Annotated in this window: 13 protein-coding genes; 5 read left to right on the forward strand and 8 right to left on the reverse strand. The window is 60.5% G+C overall.

Annotated features, from left to right (window positions below; translation table 11 throughout):
- Positions 1–64 precede the first annotated feature (64 nt).
- Together AC1DWG_RS08045 and AC1DWG_RS08050 are read right to left on the reverse strand one after the other, a co-directional pair.
- A complete protein-coding gene (locus AC1DWG_RS08045; RefSeq protein WP_477787604.1) occupies positions 65–550 on the reverse strand; it encodes a hypothetical protein in 486 nt (161 codons plus the stop codon).
- A gap of 216 nt (positions 551–766) precedes the next feature.
- Positions 767–2,230 (reverse strand): glyceraldehyde-3-phosphate dehydrogenase, encoded by a 1,464-nt coding sequence (locus tag AC1DWG_RS08050; RefSeq protein ID WP_477756617.1) that lies wholly within the window; start codon positions 2,228–2,230, stop codon positions 767–769.
- Positions 2,231–2,593: 363 nt separating this feature from the next.
- Between AC1DWG_RS08050 and mfd the strand changes: the two genes are divergently transcribed.
- From mfd to AC1DWG_RS08065, 3 genes are read left to right on the forward strand one after another with little or no spacing between them, the layout of a single operon-like run.
- A complete protein-coding gene (gene mfd, locus AC1DWG_RS08055; RefSeq protein ID WP_477759923.1) occupies positions 2,594–6,043 on the forward strand; it encodes a transcription-repair coupling factor in 3,450 nt (1,149 codons plus the stop codon).
- A 10-nt stretch (positions 6,044–6,053) separates the two neighbouring features.
- On the forward strand, positions 6,054–6,632 hold the full coding sequence (locus AC1DWG_RS08060; protein ID WP_477763440.1) for a CsiV family protein: 579 nt from the start codon (positions 6,054–6,056) through the stop codon (positions 6,630–6,632).
- A 6-nt stretch (positions 6,633–6,638) separates the two neighbouring features.
- A complete protein-coding gene (locus AC1DWG_RS08065) occupies positions 6,639–9,332 on the forward strand; it encodes an SNF2-related protein (RefSeq protein ID WP_477787605.1) in 2,694 nt (897 codons plus the stop codon).
- A 138-nt stretch (positions 9,333–9,470) separates the two neighbouring features.
- Here the strand turns inward: AC1DWG_RS08065 and AC1DWG_RS08070 are convergent, their stop codons facing one another.
- From AC1DWG_RS08070 to AC1DWG_RS08080, 3 genes are all read right to left on the reverse strand, one after another.
- Positions 9,471–10,208: an S-methyl-5'-thioinosine phosphorylase gene (locus tag AC1DWG_RS08070; protein ID WP_477763438.1), complete on the reverse strand. Its 738-nt coding sequence runs from the start codon at positions 10,206–10,208 to the stop codon at positions 9,471–9,473.
- Between the two features lie 12 nt (positions 10,209–10,220).
- Positions 10,221–11,231, reverse strand: coding sequence for a beta-N-acetylhexosaminidase (gene nagZ / locus AC1DWG_RS08075; RefSeq protein ID WP_477787606.1), 1,011 nt, complete (start codon positions 11,229–11,231; stop codon positions 10,221–10,223).
- A gap of 158 nt (positions 11,232–11,389) precedes the next feature.
- Positions 11,390–12,097: a TetR/AcrR family transcriptional regulator gene (locus AC1DWG_RS08080; RefSeq protein ID WP_477763437.1), complete on the reverse strand. Its 708-nt coding sequence runs from the start codon at positions 12,095–12,097 to the stop codon at positions 11,390–11,392.
- 229 nt (positions 12,098–12,326) lie between these two features.
- Here AC1DWG_RS08080 and lexA point away from each other — a divergent pair, with 229 nt between their 5' ends.
- Both lexA and sulA read left to right on the forward strand, forming a co-directional pair.
- Positions 12,327–12,935: a transcriptional repressor LexA gene (gene lexA / locus AC1DWG_RS08085; protein WP_007995278.1), complete on the forward strand. Its 609-nt coding sequence runs from the start codon at positions 12,327–12,329 to the stop codon at positions 12,933–12,935.
- A 10-nt stretch (positions 12,936–12,945) separates the two neighbouring features.
- Positions 12,946–13,422: an SOS-induced cell division inhibitor SulA gene (gene sulA / locus AC1DWG_RS08090; protein ID WP_477755311.1), complete on the forward strand. Its 477-nt coding sequence runs from the start codon at positions 12,946–12,948 to the stop codon at positions 13,420–13,422.
- Positions 13,423–13,515: 93 nt separating this feature from the next.
- On the opposite strand, the gene AC1DWG_RS08095 is transcribed toward sulA, so the two are convergent.
- The 3 genes from AC1DWG_RS08095 to topA form a co-directional block, all read right to left on the reverse strand.
- Positions 13,516–13,749, reverse strand: coding sequence for a hypothetical protein (locus AC1DWG_RS08095; RefSeq protein ID WP_015095953.1), 234 nt, complete (start codon positions 13,747–13,749; stop codon positions 13,516–13,518).
- 94 nt (positions 13,750–13,843) lie between these two features.
- Complete coding sequence (locus AC1DWG_RS08100) at positions 13,844–14,368, reverse strand: DUF6586 family protein (RefSeq protein ID WP_477787607.1); 525 nt, start codon at positions 14,366–14,368, stop codon at positions 13,844–13,846.
- A gap of 228 nt (positions 14,369–14,596) precedes the next feature.
- The gene (gene topA / locus AC1DWG_RS08105; protein WP_477754641.1) at positions 14,597–17,224 is read right to left on the reverse strand and encodes a type I DNA topoisomerase; all 2,628 of its coding nucleotides are present in this window, start codon (positions 17,222–17,224) and stop codon (positions 14,597–14,599) included.
- Positions 17,225–17,314 lie beyond the last annotated feature (90 nt).

The raw sequence follows: 17,314 nt of genomic DNA on the forward strand, positions 1-17,314 counted from the left end.
AGCTGCGTTAGCATTTAAGCAACGCAGCACTGAGACAGCCTTGGGCAGCGCCAGACCTCGTCACTCAGTCCGCGACTGATGGCAAAAAATCTTCGACCATCGATACACCTTCGCGCGCAATAAACACGTAGCCGCCTTGCGGCGTATTGATGATCTCATCGCCATTGCTGAGCACGCTGCCGACCAGCGCCACATCATTGTTGTCTTGCCCTGCGCCGGTGATGATTTGCGCCGTACCGCCATCGGCATACAGGACGTAGTCACCTGTTCGCGCTACGCGCACCGACCGTCCATTTTCCAACTTGAACTCCAGCGGCCCTGTCCCTTGCTGGATCACCCCGCCGTTACGGGTCTGGCTGCCCTCGGTTGCGCACCGGAAGATGGCGATAGCAGGATGAGTGTCGATGTAAGCCTGCTGTTGACGCACAACCACTTGGGCGTGCTCATGGAATTGCGCAATTTGCTGCTCAGTGAAGTGTGGATTGTCCAGACTGCGCAGATACTCTGGGGAAACATCGTTGGTATACAAAGGTTGCAAGGGTGCATTCATTTCAAAATCCTTATCCTTGGTAGGGTGTTCAGAAATAATGCGGCGGACGCTAACAGCGGCGCGACTCTCACGGCAGGGTCAAAAGAATGATTCAGAAATTTCGCCAAAAGAAACGATCCTTTTCCTACAGGATTGTTTCTAAAGCGTATTTATTGCGGAGCGCCCAAACAAAAACGCCCCGACCAAAGTCGGGGCGCTTCATGTGCCGCTAAAGGCTTAGCGCGGGAAGGCTGGCGGGTTTACACCGGCCATGTCTTCCATCACGCGAACCACCTGGCAGCTGTAACCGAACTCGTTGTCGTACCAAACGTACAGAACAACGCGGTTATCCTGGGTGATGGTCGCTTCCGCGTCCACTACGCCTGCGTGGCGCGAGCCAACGAAGTCGGTGGAAACCACTTCCTGGGAGCTCACGTAGTCGATCTGCTTGTGCAGATCCGAGTGCATGGCCATCTGGCGCAGGTACTCGTTGATCTCTTCGCGAGTGGTGGCCTTTTCCAGGTTCAGGTTCAGGATGGCCATCGACACGTTCGGCGTAGGAACGCGAATCGCGTTGCCGGTCAGCTTGCCCTTGAGCACTGGCAGCGCCTTGGCGGCTGCGGTGGCGGCACCGGTCTCGGTGATAACCATGTTCAGCGGCGCGGCGCGGCCACGACGGCTGCCCTTGTGGAAGTTGTCGATCAGGTTCTGGTCGTTGGTGAACGAGTGAACGGTTTCGACGTGGCCGTTGATGATGCCGTACTTGTCGTTGACTGCCTTGAGCACCGGCACGATGGCGTTGGTGGTGCAGGAAGCCGCCGAGATGATCTTGTCGTCAGGGCTGATATCGCCATGGTTGATGCCGTGCACGATGTTCTTCAGCGCGCCCTTGCCAGGTGCGGTGAGGATCACGCGGGCAGCGCCCGGGCAGGCCAGGTGCTGGCCCAGACCGTCAGCGTCACGCCATACACCGGTGTTGTCGACGATCAGAGCGTTTTCGATGCCGTACTGGGTGTAGTCGACTTCGGCCGGGCTCTTGGCGTAGATCACCTGGATCAGGTTGCCGTTGGCGGTGATGGTGTTGTTGGCTTCATCGATGGTGATGGTGCCATCGAACGGGCCATGGACCGAGTCGCGGCGCAGCAGGCTGGCACGCTTGACCAGGTCGTTCTCGGCGCCCTTGCGGACAACGATGGCGCGCAGGCGCAGGCCGTCGCCACCACCGGTTTTCTCGATCAGGATGCGCGCCAGCAGACGGCCGATACGACCGAAGCCGTAGAGGACAACGTCGGTGCCTTTGCGGGCGGATACGTTTTGCTGGCCAACCACGTCAGCCAGTTCTTCACGGACGAACTGCTCGGCAGTACGGCCATTGCCTTCGGCCTTGAATTTGGCCGCCAGCTTGCCCAGGTCCACCGAAGCGGCGCCGAGCTTGAGCTCGCTCATCGCCTTGATCAGCGGGAATGTTTCGTGGACGGACAGCTCGCTTTCGTCGGACTGACGGTGACGAGCAAAGCGGTGAGCTTTGAGAATCGCAATGACTGAACGATTGATCAGGCTGCGGCCATAGATCGAGCTCACCACGTTGTTATTGCGGTAGAGCTGACCGATAAGCGGAATCATCGCTTCTGCGAGTGCTTCACGGTCGATCCATTCACCAAGACACTGGTCGGGCTTCTGAGTCACGGGAACCTTCCACATGTAGGGGCAGAAAAAAGGGGCTACATTATGCCGCCGAGTGACCGCCGTAGCAATGCGCGCCCGTCGTGCTTTACGTAACAAATCGTCGTTCAAAAAACTTACGCATCGCGCCAGCCCAATAAAACCGGGGCTTGCAGCGCAGTCAATTTTTTGGAGGTCACGCCTCGTTATCCGTAACCCTCCGTAACACTCGTTGTTTTTGCCACTACATATTCAGTAATTTCTGGCAAAAAACCGCCGAATTTTGTCTTTACCACTACATTTCACCAAACCCGTGCTTTAGACGCAGTCAGCAACTGACAGGCGGCATCGTAGACCGCTACAATTACCGACTTTGTCGCAACGCTTGGAGCTCAACCTTCCGTGCCCGTTCTGCGTCTACCGCTTCTCCCTGCCGCGGCAGGTAAACAGCACTGGGGCAACCTGCCCGGTGCCGCCCTGAGCCTGGCCATTGCCGAGGCCGCCAGCGCTGCCAAGCGCTTTACCCTGCTGCTGACCGCCGACAGCCAAAGTGCCGAACGGCTGGAACAGGAGCTGGGTTTCTTCGCCCCGGATTTGCCCGTATTGCACTTTCCCGACTGGGAAACCCTGCCCTACGACCTGTTCTCGCCGCACCAGGACATCATTTCCCAGCGCATCGCCAGCCTGTACCGGCTGCCGGAGCTGAGCCATGGCGTGCTGGTGGTGCCGATCACGACCGCCCTGCATCGCCTCGCGCCGACCAAGTTCCTGCTCGGCAGCAGCCTGGTACTGGATATCGGCCAGAAACTCGACGTCGAGCAAATGCGCACCCGCCTCGAGGCCACCGGCTATCGCTACGTCGATACCGTGTACGAGCATGGCGAGTTCACCGTTCGCGGTTCGCTGATCGATCTGTTCCCGATGGGCAGCAAGCTGCCGTATCGCATCGATCTGTTCGACGACGAAATCGAAACCCTGCGCACCTTCGACCCGGAGAACCAGCGCTCCATCGACAAGGTCGACTCGGTCAAGCTGTTGCCGGCCAAGGAGTTTCCGCTACAGAAAGAAGCGGTCACCCGCTTCAAGGCGCGGTTTCGCGAGCGTTTTGACGTCGACTTCCGCCGCTGCCCGATCTTTCAGGACCTGAGCAGCGGGATTACCCCGGCCGGTATCGAGTACTACCTGCCGCTGTTCTTCGAAGAAACCTCGACCCTGTTCGATTACTTGCCCCAGGACACGCAAGTGTTCTCGCTGCCCGGTATCGAACAGGCCGCGGAAAACTTCTGGAACGACGTGCGCAATCGTTATGAAGAACGCCGCGTCGACCCGTCCCGTCCTTTATTACCACCCGCCGAACTGTTCCTGCCGGTGGAAGACTGCTTCGCGCGCCTGAAGAACTGGCCGCGCGTGGTGGCCAGTCAACAGGACGTGGAAAGCGGTAGCGGTCGCGAGCGCTTCCCCGCTCGCGAGCTGCCGAACCTGGCCATCGAAGCCAAGGCCACCCAGCCAATGGCAGCGCTGGCCGAATTCCTCGACCAGTTCCCCGGTCGCGTGCTGTTTACCGCCGAATCCGCAGGCCGCCGCGAAGTGTTGCTGGAGCTGCTGGAACGTCTGAAGCTGCGACCGAAAACCGTCGACAGCTGGCCAGACTTTGTCGCCGGCAAGGATCGCCTGGCGATCACCATCGCCCCGCTCGACGAAGGCTTGCTGCTCGACGACCCGGCCCTGGCCCTCGTCGCGGAAAGCCCGCTGTTCGGCCAGCGCGTGATGCAGCGCCGTCGCCGCGAAAAGCGCGCCGATGCCAACAACGATGCCGTGATCAAGAACCTCACCGAGCTGCGTGAAGGTGCGCCGGTGGTGCACATCGACCACGGTGTCGGTCGCTACCTGGGCCTGGCAACCCTGGAAATCGATAGCCAGACCGCTGAATTCCTCGCCCTGGAGTACGCCGAAGGCGCCAAGCTTTACGTGCCGGTGGCCAACCTGCACCTGATCGCCCGCTACACCGGCAGCGACGACGCCCTGGCCCCGCTGCACCGCCTCGGTTCCGAGACCTGGCAGAAAGCCAAGCGCAAAGCCGCCGAACAGGTGCGTGACGTGGCCGCCGAGTTGCTCGACATCTATGCCCGCCGCGCCGCCCGCGAAGGCTACGCTTTCGCCGATCCGAAAGCCGACTACGCCACCTTCAGCGCAGGCTTCCCGTTCGAAGAAACCCCGGACCAGCAAACCACCATCGAAGCGGTGCGCGAAGACATGCTCGCGCCCAAGCCAATGGATCGCCTGGTGTGCGGCGACGTCGGCTTCGGCAAGACCGAAGTGGCGATGCGCGCCGCGTTCATTGCCGTGCATGGCGGTCGCCAGGTGGCGATCCTGGTGCCGACCACCCTGCTCGCCCAGCAGCATTACAACAGCTTCCGCGACCGCTTCGCCGACTGGCCGGTGACTGTGGAAGTGATGAGCCGCTTCAAGTCGGCCAAGGAAGTGAATGCGGCGGTCGCGGACCTGGCCGAAGGCAAGATCGACATCGTCATCGGCACGCACAAGTTGCTGCAGGACGACGTGAAGATCAAAAACCTCGGCCTGGTGATTATCGACGAAGAACACCGTTTCGGCGTACGCCAGAAAGAACAGCTCAAGGCGCTGCGCAGTGAAGTCGACATCCTGACCCTGACCGCTACGCCGATTCCGCGCACGCTCAACATGGCGGTGTCGGGCATGCGCGATCTGTCGATCATCGCCACGCCGCCGGCTCGTCGTCTGTCGGTACGCACCTTCGTCATGGAGCAGAACAAGAGCACGGTCAAAGAGGCCTTGCTGCGTGAGTTGCTGCGTGGCGGCCAGGTCTACTACCTGCACAACGACGTGAAGACCATCGAGAAATGCGCCGCCGACCTCGCCGAACTGGTACCGGAAGCACGGATCGCTATCGGTCATGGGCAGATGCGCGAACGCGATCTCGAACAGGTGATGAGCGACTTCTACCACAAGCGCTTCAACGTGCTGATCGCCTCGACCATCATCGAGACCGGCATCGACGTGCCGAGCGCCAACACCATCATCATCGAGCGTGCCGACAAGTTCGGCCTGGCACAGTTGCACCAGTTGCGCGGCCGGGTCGGACGCAGCCACCACCAGGCCTACGCCTACCTGCTGACGCCGCCACGCCAGCAAATCACCCCGGACGCGGAAAAGCGCCTGGAAGCGATTGCCAACACCCAGGACCTCGGCGCGGGCTTCGTGCTCGCCACCAACGACCTGGAAATCCGTGGCGCCGGCGAACTGCTCGGCGACGGCCAGAGCGGGCAGATCCAGGCTGTCGGCTTCACGCTGTACATGGAAATGCTCGAGCGCGCAGTGAAGTCGATCCGCAAGGGCGAGCAGCCGAACCTCGATCAACCGCTCGGCGGTGGTCCGGAAGTCAACCTGCGGGTTCCGGCGTTGATTCCCGAGGACTACCTGCCGGACGTTCACGCCCGCCTGATTCTCTACAAGCGCATCGCCTCGGCCACCGATGAGGACGGCCTCAAGGATTTGCAGGTGGAGATGATTGACCGTTTCGGCCTGTTGCCGGAACCGACCAAGAACCTGATCCGCATCACTGCATTGAAATTGCAGGCCGAGCAACTGGGCATCAAGAAAGTCGATGGCGGCCCCCAAGGCGGTCGCGTCGAGTTCGCCGCACAGACGCCGGTCGACCCGCTGACCCTGATCAAACTGATCCAGAGCCAGCCAAAACGCTACAAATTCGAAGGCGCCACGATGTTCAAGTTCATGGTTCCGATGGAGCGCCCGGAAGAGCGCTTTAATACTGTAGAGGCGCTGTTCGAGCGCCTCGTTCCGAAAACTGCTTGAAGGACGCCGCATGCGCCTGTTTCGCTCACTGACCTTGCTGACCCTGTTGATGCCAGCACTGGTTGCACCCACGGCATTTGCCGATGACCTGTATCAGGTCGAAATGATTCTGGTCCGTCAAAACGCCGTGCCGGCGATTGTCAGCCGCGCCGCACCGGAAGACTGGGCCGCTGGCGCCCAACCCGTCAGCCCCGACAGCCTGCGTACACCAAGCCTGAATGGCGAGGTGGATAAACTCACCAGCAGCGCCGACTACACGGTGTTGCTGCACAAGGCCTGGCAACAGACTCTCGGCGAAAACGCCAGCAAAGTGGCGATCAGCGACGGCAAGGAACAATATGGTCAGTTCCCGATCGAGGGCACGCTGAACATGACGCTGGGACGCTTTACCGACGTCGACGCCGATTTCTGGGTCAATCAGATCGATGCCAATGGCATGGTGACCGCCAGCGAGCGCCTGAAACAGGAAAGCCACACCAAAAACGGCCAGTTGAACTTCCTCGACAACGGCCACCTCGGCCTGCTGATCAAGATCACCTCGCTGACCGCTCCCGCACCCCGAGCAGCTCCCGAAGAAATTCCGGACTGATTCCCTATGTCCGCGACCCTGAGCAAACCCCTGGCACCATCCTGGGTCAGCCGATTCAAGGAACAGAGCCTGGAGCGTGGTCGCCGTTACGCGCTGGAGAATCGTGTCAGGATCGTCGAGGCCGGCGACGCCACGATCATTGCCGCCTGCGAAGGCTCTGGCAGTAACGTTTACCGTCAGACCATTCGCCTGCGCGAGTCAGCCAAGGGCACGCTGCTGATGGTCGACGCCACCTGCTCCTGCCCGGTCCACATCAACTGCAAACATTGCGCAGCGGTGCTCCTGCAAGTGCAGGAAACCCTCGACTACCCCGCTGCCGCCAAAGACGCCGAACTTCTGGAAAAACTCCAGGCAGTCCTGGAAAACCGCAGCCCGAAAGCCCCGCCGCAAGTGCTGGTGGACAATGTGCAGCCCGTCCCGCGCCTGTGGCTGGCCAGCATCGAGTTCAGCGCGTTCGAACCGCGCAACGGCCGAATGCAGCGGTACATTCAGCATCGGGCGGCGCTGTCTTTCAGCTACCTGGATGAGTACGTGTCCGGGCAGAGAAACTCCGACATCCTGATTCGTCAGGAAACCCAGACGCTGCGGATAAAACGCCACCCGGAAGTGGAACAGTCCTACCGGGAACAGCTGCGAATCCTCGGTTTCAAAGTCGCCACCCGGCAAAGCAAGGCCTTGCCGGAAAGTGCCGGCGAGCTGTTCGAGATGGTCAATGACAGCGCCTGGCTGACCTTTACCCTCAATGAATTGCCGAAGTTGCGCACCCAGGGCTGGGAATTGCAGATCGACGAGGACTTCGGTTTCGACCTGACGGCGGTAGACGACTGGTACGCCACGGTCGAACAGGCACCGGAGCGCGACTGGTTCGATCTGGAACTGGGGATCATCGTCAACGGCGAACGCCTGAGCCTGTTGCCGATCCTGCTCAACCTGATGCGCTCCCACACCGAAATCCTCAACCCGGAACGCCTGGCCCGACGCCGCGACGACGAGCTGATCCTGGTCAACATCCCCAATCGCCCGAACTCCGAGTACGGCCCGCTGCAAGTCGCCCTGCCCTTCGGCCGCTTGAAGCCGGTGCTGGCCACCCTCGGCGAGTTCTACCTGCAGGAGCCCGGCGACACCACGCTGCGCCTGAGCAAGGCCGATGCCACGCGCCTGAACCCGCTGGAAGACATGCCACTACTGTGGGAGGGTGGCGAACAGATCCGCACCCTTGCCCAGCGGCTGCGCGACATCAAGGACCACACGGCCACCGCCCCGGACGGCCTGAATGCGACGCTGCGTCCGTATCAGCTCGAAGGCTTGAGCTGGATGCAGTCGCTGCGACAACTGGAAGTGGGTGGAATTCTCGCGGACGACATGGGCCTGGGCAAAACCCTGCAGACACTGGCGCATGTTCTGAGCGAGAAAAACGCCGGCCGCCTCGATCGGCCGTGCATGGTCGTAATGCCGACCAGCCTGATTCCCAACTGGCTCGACGAAGCGGCGCACTTTACGCCGCAGCTCAAGGTACTGGCGCTATACGGTGCCAGCCGCAAAAAGCACTTCGACAAGCTGGCTGACTACGATCTGATCCTGACCACCTATGCGCTGCTGCCCAAGGATGTCGAACGCCTGGCGGCGCAGCCCTTGCACATACTGGTGCTGGACGAAGCGCAATACATCAAGAACCCGAGCAGCAAGGCCGCCCAGGCTGCCCGTGAGCTCAATGCCCGGCAACGCCTGTGCCTGAGCGGCACGCCGCTGGAAAACCATCTGGGCGAGCTGTGGTCGCTGTTTCACTTCCTCTTGCCCGGCTGGTTGGGCGACGTCAAAAGCTTCAACCGCGATTACCGCGTGCCGATTGAAAAACGCACCAGCGAGGTCAGGCTCCAGCACCTCAACGGCCGGATCAAACCTTTCCTGCTGCGCCGCACCAAGGAACAGGTGGCCACCGAGTTGCCGCCGAAAACCGAGATCATCCACTGGGTCGAACTCAACGAGGCCCAACGCGACGTGTACGAAACCATGCGTTTGGCCATGGACAAGAAAGTCCGCGACGAGATCACCCGCAAAGGCGTGGCCCGCAGCCAGATCATCATTCTCGAAGCGCTGCTGAAACTGCGCCAGGTGTGCTGCGATTTGCGCCTGGTCAACGAGGCGACCCTGCCAAGCCGTGGCAGCACGTCAGGCAAGCTCGACAGCCTGATGGAAATGCTCGAGGAATTGTTCGAAGAAGGTCGACGGATCCTCCTGTTCTCGCAGTTCACTTCAATGCTGTCGCTGATCGAAGACGAACTGAACAAACGCGGCGTGGCCTACGCCCTGCTGACCGGCCAGACCCGCGACCGCCGCACGCCGGTGAAGGAATTCCAGAGCGGCAAACGTCAGATATTTCTGATCAGCCTGAAGGCCGGTGGCGTTGGCCTGAACCTGACCGAAGCGGACACGGTGATTCATTACGATCCGTGGTGGAACCCGGCGACGGAAAACCAGGCGACTGACCGGGCGTATCGCATCGGCCAGGAGAAGCCGGTGTTCGTTTATAAACTGATTGCGCGCGGCACGGTGGAAGAAAAGATTCAGCACCTGCAAAAGGAAAAATCCGACCTCGCGGCCGGCGTGCTGGATGGGCGCAAGGCCGGGGACTGGAAACTGCAGGGCGATGATATCGAAGCGCTGTTTGCGCCGCTGCCGGAAAACCTCGAAAAACGCTGAGATTTGCGGCGCCTGAACCGGCCTCTTCGCTGGCAAGCCAGCTCCCACAGGTTCAGTGGCGTTCGTAGAATTTGTATTCGACGCGACACTGTAGGAGCTGGCTTGCCAGCGAAGGAAGCCACTCGGTGTCGAGTGAACTCAGCCCTTGAGCACCCGCGCCAATGTCGATTTCACCTTGCCCATGCCGTCATGCAACGCCTGCTCGATTTCGGCCATGGTGATCACCGCCGTCGACTTGCCCGCCGCCGGGTTCACCACCAGCGCCAGACAGGCGTAATCCAGTTCCAGTTCCCGGGCCAGGGCGGCCTCCGGCATACCGGTCATGCCAACGATGTCGCAGCCATCGCGCTCCAGCCGGGCGATTTCAGCCACTGTCTCCAGGCGCGGCCCTTGAGTGCACGCATACACGCCATGACTGCTGTAGCCCACACCTTCCGCCGCCAATGCCGCGATCAGTTGCTGGCGCAACGGTTCGCTGTAGGGGTAGCTGAAGTCGATATGGGTGACGTGTTCCAGGTCATCGGCAAAGTAGGTGTGCTCACGACCGCTGGTGTAGTCGATCAACTGATGCGGCACGCAGAAGTGCCCGGTGCCCATGGCGGAATGAATTCCACCCACGGCATTGACTGCGAGAATCGCTTGCGCCCCTGCCTGCTTCAGCGCCCAGAGGTTGGCGCGGTAGTTGACCTGATGCGGCGGAAAACGATGGGGATGACCGTGACGGGCGAGGAACAGCACTTCCTTGCCGGCATACTCGCCGATCTGAATGTCGGCCGAAGGTGCACCATAAGGCGTGTCCACTGCCAGTGACTGGCGAATGCTCAGGCCTTCGAGTTGAGTCAGGCCAGTGCCACCGATAATCGCGTAAACCGTCATAACGAACAGTCCTTAATCAATCAATTGAGCTTCTTTGAGTGCGCCGACAGCGGTCAGCCAGCGCGGGTCCTGACGGTATTCGGTGCTGGCGAACGACTGGCCGCGCATCCGCGCAATGCGCTCGGAAGGCTTGACCTTCAGACGCTGGGCAGCGCTCAGGGCGAGCTCGGCAGCCGCACGGTCGTTGCACACCAGGCCCATGTCGCAACCGGCAGTCAGCGCCGCTTCGATACGGCTGGCGGCATCGCCGACCACGTGGGCGCCCGCCATGGACAGGTCGTCACTGAAGATCACCCCGTCGAACTGCAACTCGCCACGCAGGATGTCCTGCAACCAGCGGCGGGAGAAACCAGCGGGCTGGGTATCGACTTGTGGATAAATAACGTGGGCCGGCATGACCGCGGCCAGCTGCTTGCTCAATTTGGCAAACGGCACCAGGTCGTTGGCACGGATCTCGTCGAGGCTGCGCTCATCATTCGGGATCGCGACGTGGGAATCCGCTTCCGCCCAGCCGTGACCGGGGAAATGCTTGCCGGTGGCCGCCATGCCTGCGCTGTTCATCCCGCGGATGAATGCACCGGCCAATTGAGCGGCGCGCTCCGGGTTACCCTCGAACGAACGGGTACCCACCACCGCACTGCGCTGGTAATCGAGGTCGAGCACCGGGGCGAAGCTCAGGTCCAGGCCGACGGCCAGCACTTCGGTCGCCATGATCCAGCCGCACTGCTCGGCCAGGTACTCGGCGTTCGGGTTGTCGGCGATGGCGCGCATGGCGGGCAAGCGCACGAAACCCTGGCGCAGGCGCTGCACACGACCGCCCTCCTGGTCCACAGCCAGCAACAAGTCGGGACGGACGGCTCTGATCGCCGCACTCAATTCACGCACCTGGCGTGGGTGCTCGATGTTACGGGCAAAGATGATCAGGCCGCCCACTTCGGGCTGGCGCAACAATTGGCGATCTTCAGCCGTCAGCCAGGTACCGGCGACGTCCACCATCAACGAGCCTTGCAAGCCAGCAGTCATAAAAATTCCTTGATAACAGAAAACCCGGCCCACACGAATTCGCCGCCGGGCGCTGTGCCCGGCAGGTCGGCGATATCAATGGAAAACGGGTTCAGAACGAGAGTCGGCATGGGCGGCTAGCTTAGCGGATGTCGGCTGCCGCGCCCACCCGTGTGCGGTTAAACCTTGGCGGCAACCGGTGTCGATTTGCTGCGTGGACGCAACTGGGCAGTGGCCATGGCCGCGTCCGTCACACCGGATTCGGCACGCATGCCGGCGGCCAGGAATGGCACCATCAGACGCATGACCTGCTCGATCGAGGTATTCACGCCGAAGTCGGTTTCAGCAATCGCCCGCAAGGCCTTGATACCGGACATGCTGAACGCCGCAGCACCGAGCATGAAGTGCACGCGCCAGAACAGCTCGATGGGCGGAATACGCGGTGCCGCGTCGTTGACCAGTATCATGTAGCGGCGGAACACCTTGCCGTACATGTCTTCCAGATAACGACGCAAGTGCCCCTGGCTCTGACTGAACGCCAGTCCCAGCAAACGCATGAAGATAGACAGGTCGTTGCCACTGCGCGGCTGCACCACCAGAGCCTGCTCGACGAGGATTTCCAGCAACTCTTCGAGTGTCGGCCTGATTTCAGGTTTGGCCTGGCGCCGCTCCAGCTCTTTATCGAGACTGATGCAGAACGGCCCGAGGAACCGCGAGAAAACCGCCTGGATCAACGCCTTCTTCGAACCGAAGTGATAGTTCACCGCCGCCAGGTTGACACCGGCCTTGCTGGTGATCAGGCGCAACGAGGTTTCGGCGAAACCTTTTTCCGCGAACAACTGCTCGGCAGCATCGAGAATGCGTTCAACGGTTTCCGACTGGGCCATGGCTACTCCGCCTGACAAACACTTGTTTGAAACATACGTTTCAGCCTGCGCCTTGTCAAGCCTGGCAGTTCGTTTCGGGAATGGTCGGTCAGACATTTAACCACACAACAGCGAAGCTTCAATCCACTGCCTGATTGACCGTCCGGCGGCCATTAAAAAAAGGAGCATTGCCAAGACCGGCTCACTGTATATAATCCCAGTCACTGTATAAAAAAACAGAGCGATCAATATGCTAAAGCTGACGCCACGCCAAGCCGAGATTCTGGCCTTCATCAAACGCTGCCTGGAAGACAACGGTTATCCACCTACCCGCGCGGAAATCGCTCAGGAACTGGGTTTCAAATCACCCAACGCGGCGGAAGAACACCTCAAGGCACTGGCCCGCAAGGGTGCAATCGAGATGACGCCTGGCGCCTCCCGTGGCATTCGCATCCCCGGCTTCGAAGCCAAGGCCGACGATTCCACCCTGCCGATCATTGGCCGGGTCGCAGCCGGCGCCCCGATTCTTGCGCAGCAACACATCGAAGAGTCCTGCAACATCAATCCCGCCTTCTTCCATCCGCGCGCCGACTACCTGCTGCGCGTCCATGGGATGAGCATGAAGGATATCGGCATTTTCGACGGTGACCTGCTGGCGGTCCACACCACCCGCGAAGCCCGTAACGGCCAGATCGTGGTGGCGCGAATCGGCGACGAAGTGACCGTCAAGCGCTTCAAGCGTGACGGCAGCAAAGTCTGGCTGATCGCCGAGAACCCCGAGTTCGCCCCGATTGAAGTGAACCTTCAAGACCAGGAACTGGTGATCGAAGGCTTGAGTGTCGGCGTCATTCGCCGCTAAAGGAGGCACCATGCAGTTCCCACAGCCATCACCACAGCAAACCCAACTGCCGTTGTTCGAAGCGTTCATGGCGCAGCCATTGGCGCCGATTCTGAAAGACGTAGTCGAGTCCCCCTGGAGCGCCGAACCTGACGTTTTCAGCGAGCTGTCACTGCGTGGTGCAACCGGGAACTGCCTGAGCCTGCTGGCACCGATCCTCAGGGAATTGAGCCAGGACCAGGATGCACGCTGGCTGACACTGATCGCGCCACCCGCCAGCCTGACTCAAGCCTGGCTGCGAGATGCCGGCCTCAACCGCGAGCGCATTCTGTTGCTGCAACCGCGGGGCACCCAGAGCGCCCAGCAACTGACCTGCGAAGCGCTGCGCCTGGGTCGCAGCCACACGGTAGTCAGCTGGATCAACCCGTTGAGCCCGCAATCGCGGCAACAACTGATCAGCGCCGCCCGCACCGGGGACGCTCAGAGCCTGAATATTCGACTGGGCTGACTGACAGACAAAACGTGTGCTTCACCGCGCGAGGCTTCTCCAGGGACTGAGAAGCCGATGGGTAGCGATATCAAGAAAAACGACAGACGGGGATCAATGAAGCACCCGCGACCCCTCGTCCTTGTCGAATTCGCCTTCAACCAGGCGACCTGCCATCTGAACACCCACGCTCAACATCGCCTTGGCGACTTCCACGTGCTGCCCTTGCAGGAACGCTTTGGCGTCCTCGGAGAAATCCAAAGTAACCAGAGAACCCTCGTCCTCGGCCCTGCGCAGCTCGATACGGCCGTCTGGTAACTCGACAATTTCTAGAAAGGACGTTGGCATAAAGGACTGTTCTCCACGAAAGGCGGGGATTATATAGGCATCGTTCGGGGTTCGCTTGAGATCTTGACCAGATGTCATTACCCAAATGTGTGCGTCAGCACTCGTTCAACCCTTCACGAAACCGGATCGCCAATGCTTTCAGGTTCTGACGCCAACTCTCCAGCTCTTCCCGGCTCAGTTCCTGCGGCGCGTCCTCTTCATCCAGATTGACAGCCTGAATCAGTGGCTGGGTCACGTCCCCTTTCGGCTTGTGCGGCGCGCGCGGCGGCTGAAACAGCGCAGCATGGGCGGCCAGGAGTTTGGCCAGCCAGGTCTCCGGGTTATTGGCCAGCTCGACCAGCTCAGCCATTTCCGGAATGGCGATGGTATCCAGCACCTCGCGAGTCAGCAATAACTCTGCACGGGGCGCATTGGCCTGAGGCAAGCGATAGTAACCGGCGATTTCGTGACACAGCCCCAACAGCGCGCCGTACAGGTGAAACAGAGCGGATTCGCGTCCCGCCTGGATCAGCGCCAGCGAATTCATCGCCCGCCCCTCTTCAGTGCGGGCCAGTGCTTCCAGCGACAGGCCGGCGAAATAAATCTTCTGATTGGTGCGGGTATAAAGTTCGTGGGCCATGACGGCAGCCTCCACAACGAAATAATTGCTTCACGCAGGTTGGACAGTGTCGTGGATCAGCCGATCCAACCGCAAGCCCAAAACAAGAAAGGCCGCATGAAAACCCGAAGGTTCTCATGCGGCCTTGCGCACTGTAGGAGCTGGCTTGCCAGCGAAGGCGTCCGCAAGTTCGGCGCATGACTCAAGGGACCCTTCGCTGGCAAGCCAGCTCCTACAGGGTCGGCGGCTTTAAGCCTTGGCAGCCGGACGCTTGTCTTCGACTTTCCACTTGCCGCCGTCGTAGAACGCTTTCCAGCCAGTGGGCTTACCGTCAACCTCGGTCTGCACGTACTGTTCCTTGGTCTTGCGGCTGTAACGAATCACAGTCGGGAGACCATCCGGATCTTTCTTCGGCGCCTCACAGAGGAAGTGATACTTCGGATCGATCTCATCCTTGTGCGGGATGATTTCCATCACCAGCGGAGCACGGGTCTCGCGGTTTTTCGGGAACTGGCTGGCCGCCAGGAACAGACCGGATGCACCGTCGCGCAGAATGTAGGTGTCGTTGACCTTTTCGCACTTCAGCTCAGGCATCTTCACCGGGTCCATCTTCGGCGGTGCCGCATCGCCGCTCTTCAGCAGTTTGCGCGTGTTCTTGCAGGTCGCGTTGGTGCAACCGAAGAACTTGCCGAAACGGCCGGTCTTGAGCTGCATTTCGCTACCGCACTTGTCGCATTCCAGGCTCGGGCCTTCATAGCCCTTGATGCGATAGGTGCCCTCTTCGATTTCGTAGCCATCGCAATCCGGGTTGTTACCGCAGATGTGCAACTTGCGCTTCTCATCGAGCAGGTAGGCATCCATCGCCGTGCTGCAGATCGGGCAGCGATGCTTGCCACGCAACACCAGCGACTCCGACTCACCCTCGTCGTCCGCGGCGATTTCATCGCCCGGCACCAGGTTGACGGTGGCCTTGCAGCGCTCTTTCGGCGGCAGGCTGTAGCCCGAGCAACCGAGGAACACGCCGGTCGACGCAGTACGAATCTGCATCGGACGACCGCAGGTGGTGCACGGGATGTCGGTCATCACCGGTTGATTGGCACGCATGCCGCTTTCCGGGCTTTCGGCTACTTCGAGTTTCTTCTTGAAGTCGCCGTAGAACTCGTCGAGCACGTTTTTCCAGTCGCGTTCGCCCTGGGCCACGTCATCGAGATGCTCTTCCATGCCAGCAGTGAAGCCGTAGTCCATCAGGTTGGAGAAGCTCTCGGCCAGACGCTCGGTGACGATATCGCCCATCTTTTCCGAGTAGAAACGACGGTTGTGCAGCGCCACGTAACCACGGTCCTGGATGGTCGAAATGATCGCCGCGTAGGTCGAAGGACGACCGATGCCGCGTTTTTCCATTTCTTTTACCAGGCTGGCTTCCGAGTAACGTGCCGGTGGCTTGGTGAAGTGCTGGGTCGGATCAAGCTTGATCAGCTTCATCGCGTCGCCCTGGGCCATGTCCGGCAATACATCGTCGTCGCCCGGCTTGGCGATTTGCGGCATGACACGGGTGTAACCGTCGAACTTGAGGATGCGGCCCTTGGCGCGCAGCTCGAAGTCGCCGGCACCCACGGTGACGGTAGTCGACAGGTATTGCGCCGGCAGCATCTGGCAAGCGAGGAACTGGCGCCAGATCAGTTCGTAGAGGCGCTCAGCGTCACGCTCCATGCCCGATAGCTTGCTTGGCTCGGTATTGGCGTCGGAGGGACGAATCGCTTCGTGAGCCTCTTGTGCGCCTTCCTTGCTGCTGTAGACGTTCGGGGTCTCCGGCAGGTACTTCTTGCCGAACTCGCCTTCGATATAGGTACGCGCCATCGCCACCGCATCGACCGAAAGGTTGGTGGAGTCGGTACGCATGTAGGTGATGTAGCCGGCTTCGTACAAACGCTGGGCCATCATCATGGTTTTCTTCACACCAAAGCCCAGGCGGTTGCTTGCGGCCTGTTGCAGGGTGGAAGTGATGAACGGTGCCGACGGTTTGCTGCTGGTCGGCTTGTCTTCACGCTTGACGATGCTGTAGCTGGAAGCTTTGAGCTTCTCCAGCGCGGCCATGGCCTGGGTTTCATTGAGCGGCTTGAAGGCTTCGCCTTTCTCGCGAGCCACGTCGAAGCGCACAGTCGCGCCCTTGGCGGTGCCGAGGTCAGCGTGGACTTCCCAGTATTCTTCCGGGTTGAACGCACGGATTTCGCGCTCGCGCTCAACCACCAGTTTTACCGCAACCGACTGCACGCGACCGGCGGAAAGGCCACGGGCGATCTTGGCCCACAGCAGCGGTGAAACCATGTAACCCACGACGCGGTCGAGGAAACGACGCGCCTGCTGGGCGTTGACGCGGTCGATATCCAGCTCGCCCGGCTTTGAGAAGGCTTCCTGAATCGCCTTCTTGGTGATTTCGTTGAACACCACGCGCTTGTAGCGGCTGTCGTCACCACCGATGGCTTCGCGCAGGTGCCAGGCAATGGCTTCCCCCTCGCGGTCCAAGTCGGTTGCGAGATAGATGGTGTCAGCATCTTTGGCGAGCCGGCGCAGCTCTTCGATGACTTTTTCCTTGCCCGGGAGGATCTCGTACTTGGCTTTCCAGCCATGATCCGGATCGACACCCATGCGCGCGACCAGCTGCTTGCGCGCTTTTTCCTTCGGCGACAGTGCCGGCACTTCACCCGCAGCAGCCTTGCCGCGCTTGGCGGCTGGCTCTTTGCTGGCGCTAGCCGAACCGCTGGTGGGCAGGTCTCGGATATGGCCGATACTCGACTTCACCACGTATTCGTTGCCCAAATACTTGTTGATGGTCTTGGCCTTAGCCGGGGATTCCACAATGACCAGCGATTTGCCCATGGATCAGAAAATTCCTGAATTCGAGAAGTGAAAGGCGATTGGCGCCTGACGCGGCACCGCTATATATAGTGGCTACAAGGTGAGGTCAAG

This window comes from Pseudomonas sp. P4_B3 (genome assembly GCF_056402295.1).

Excerpts from the sequence above, each read along its gene's own strand:
- AC1DWG_RS08045 (WP_477787604.1), bottom strand. The coding sequence starts at position 550 with ATGAATGCACCCTTGCAACCTTTGTATACCAACGATGTTTCCCCAGAG.
- AC1DWG_RS08050 (WP_477756617.1), bottom strand. The coding sequence starts at position 2,230 with ATGTGGAAGGTTCCCGTGACTCAGAAGCCCGACCAGTGTCTTGGTGAA.
- AC1DWG_RS08060 (WP_477763440.1), top strand. The coding sequence starts at position 6,054 with ATGCGCCTGTTTCGCTCACTGACCTTGCTGACCCTGTTGATGCCAGCA.
- AC1DWG_RS08065 (WP_477787605.1), top strand. The coding sequence starts at position 6,639 with ATGTCCGCGACCCTGAGCAAACCCCTGGCACCATCCTGGGTCAGCCGA.
- AC1DWG_RS08070 (WP_477763438.1), bottom strand. The coding sequence starts at position 10,208 with ATGACGGTTTACGCGATTATCGGTGGCACTGGCCTGACTCAACTCGAA.
- nagZ (WP_477787606.1), bottom strand. The coding sequence starts at position 11,231 with ATGACTGCTGGCTTGCAAGGCTCGTTGATGGTGGACGTCGCCGGTACC.
- AC1DWG_RS08080 (WP_477763437.1), bottom strand. The coding sequence starts at position 12,097 with ATGGCCCAGTCGGAAACCGTTGAACGCATTCTCGATGCTGCCGAGCAG.
- lexA (WP_007995278.1), top strand. The coding sequence starts at position 12,327 with ATGCTAAAGCTGACGCCACGCCAAGCCGAGATTCTGGCCTTCATCAAA.
- sulA (WP_477755311.1), top strand. The coding sequence starts at position 12,946 with ATGCAGTTCCCACAGCCATCACCACAGCAAACCCAACTGCCGTTGTTC.
- AC1DWG_RS08095 (WP_015095953.1), bottom strand. The coding sequence starts at position 13,749 with ATGCCAACGTCCTTTCTAGAAATTGTCGAGTTACCAGACGGCCGTATC.
- AC1DWG_RS08100 (WP_477787607.1), bottom strand. The coding sequence starts at position 14,368 with ATGGCCCACGAACTTTATACCCGCACCAATCAGAAGATTTATTTCGCC.
- topA (WP_477754641.1), bottom strand. The coding sequence starts at position 17,224 with ATGGGCAAATCGCTGGTCATTGTGGAATCCCCGGCTAAGGCCAAGACC.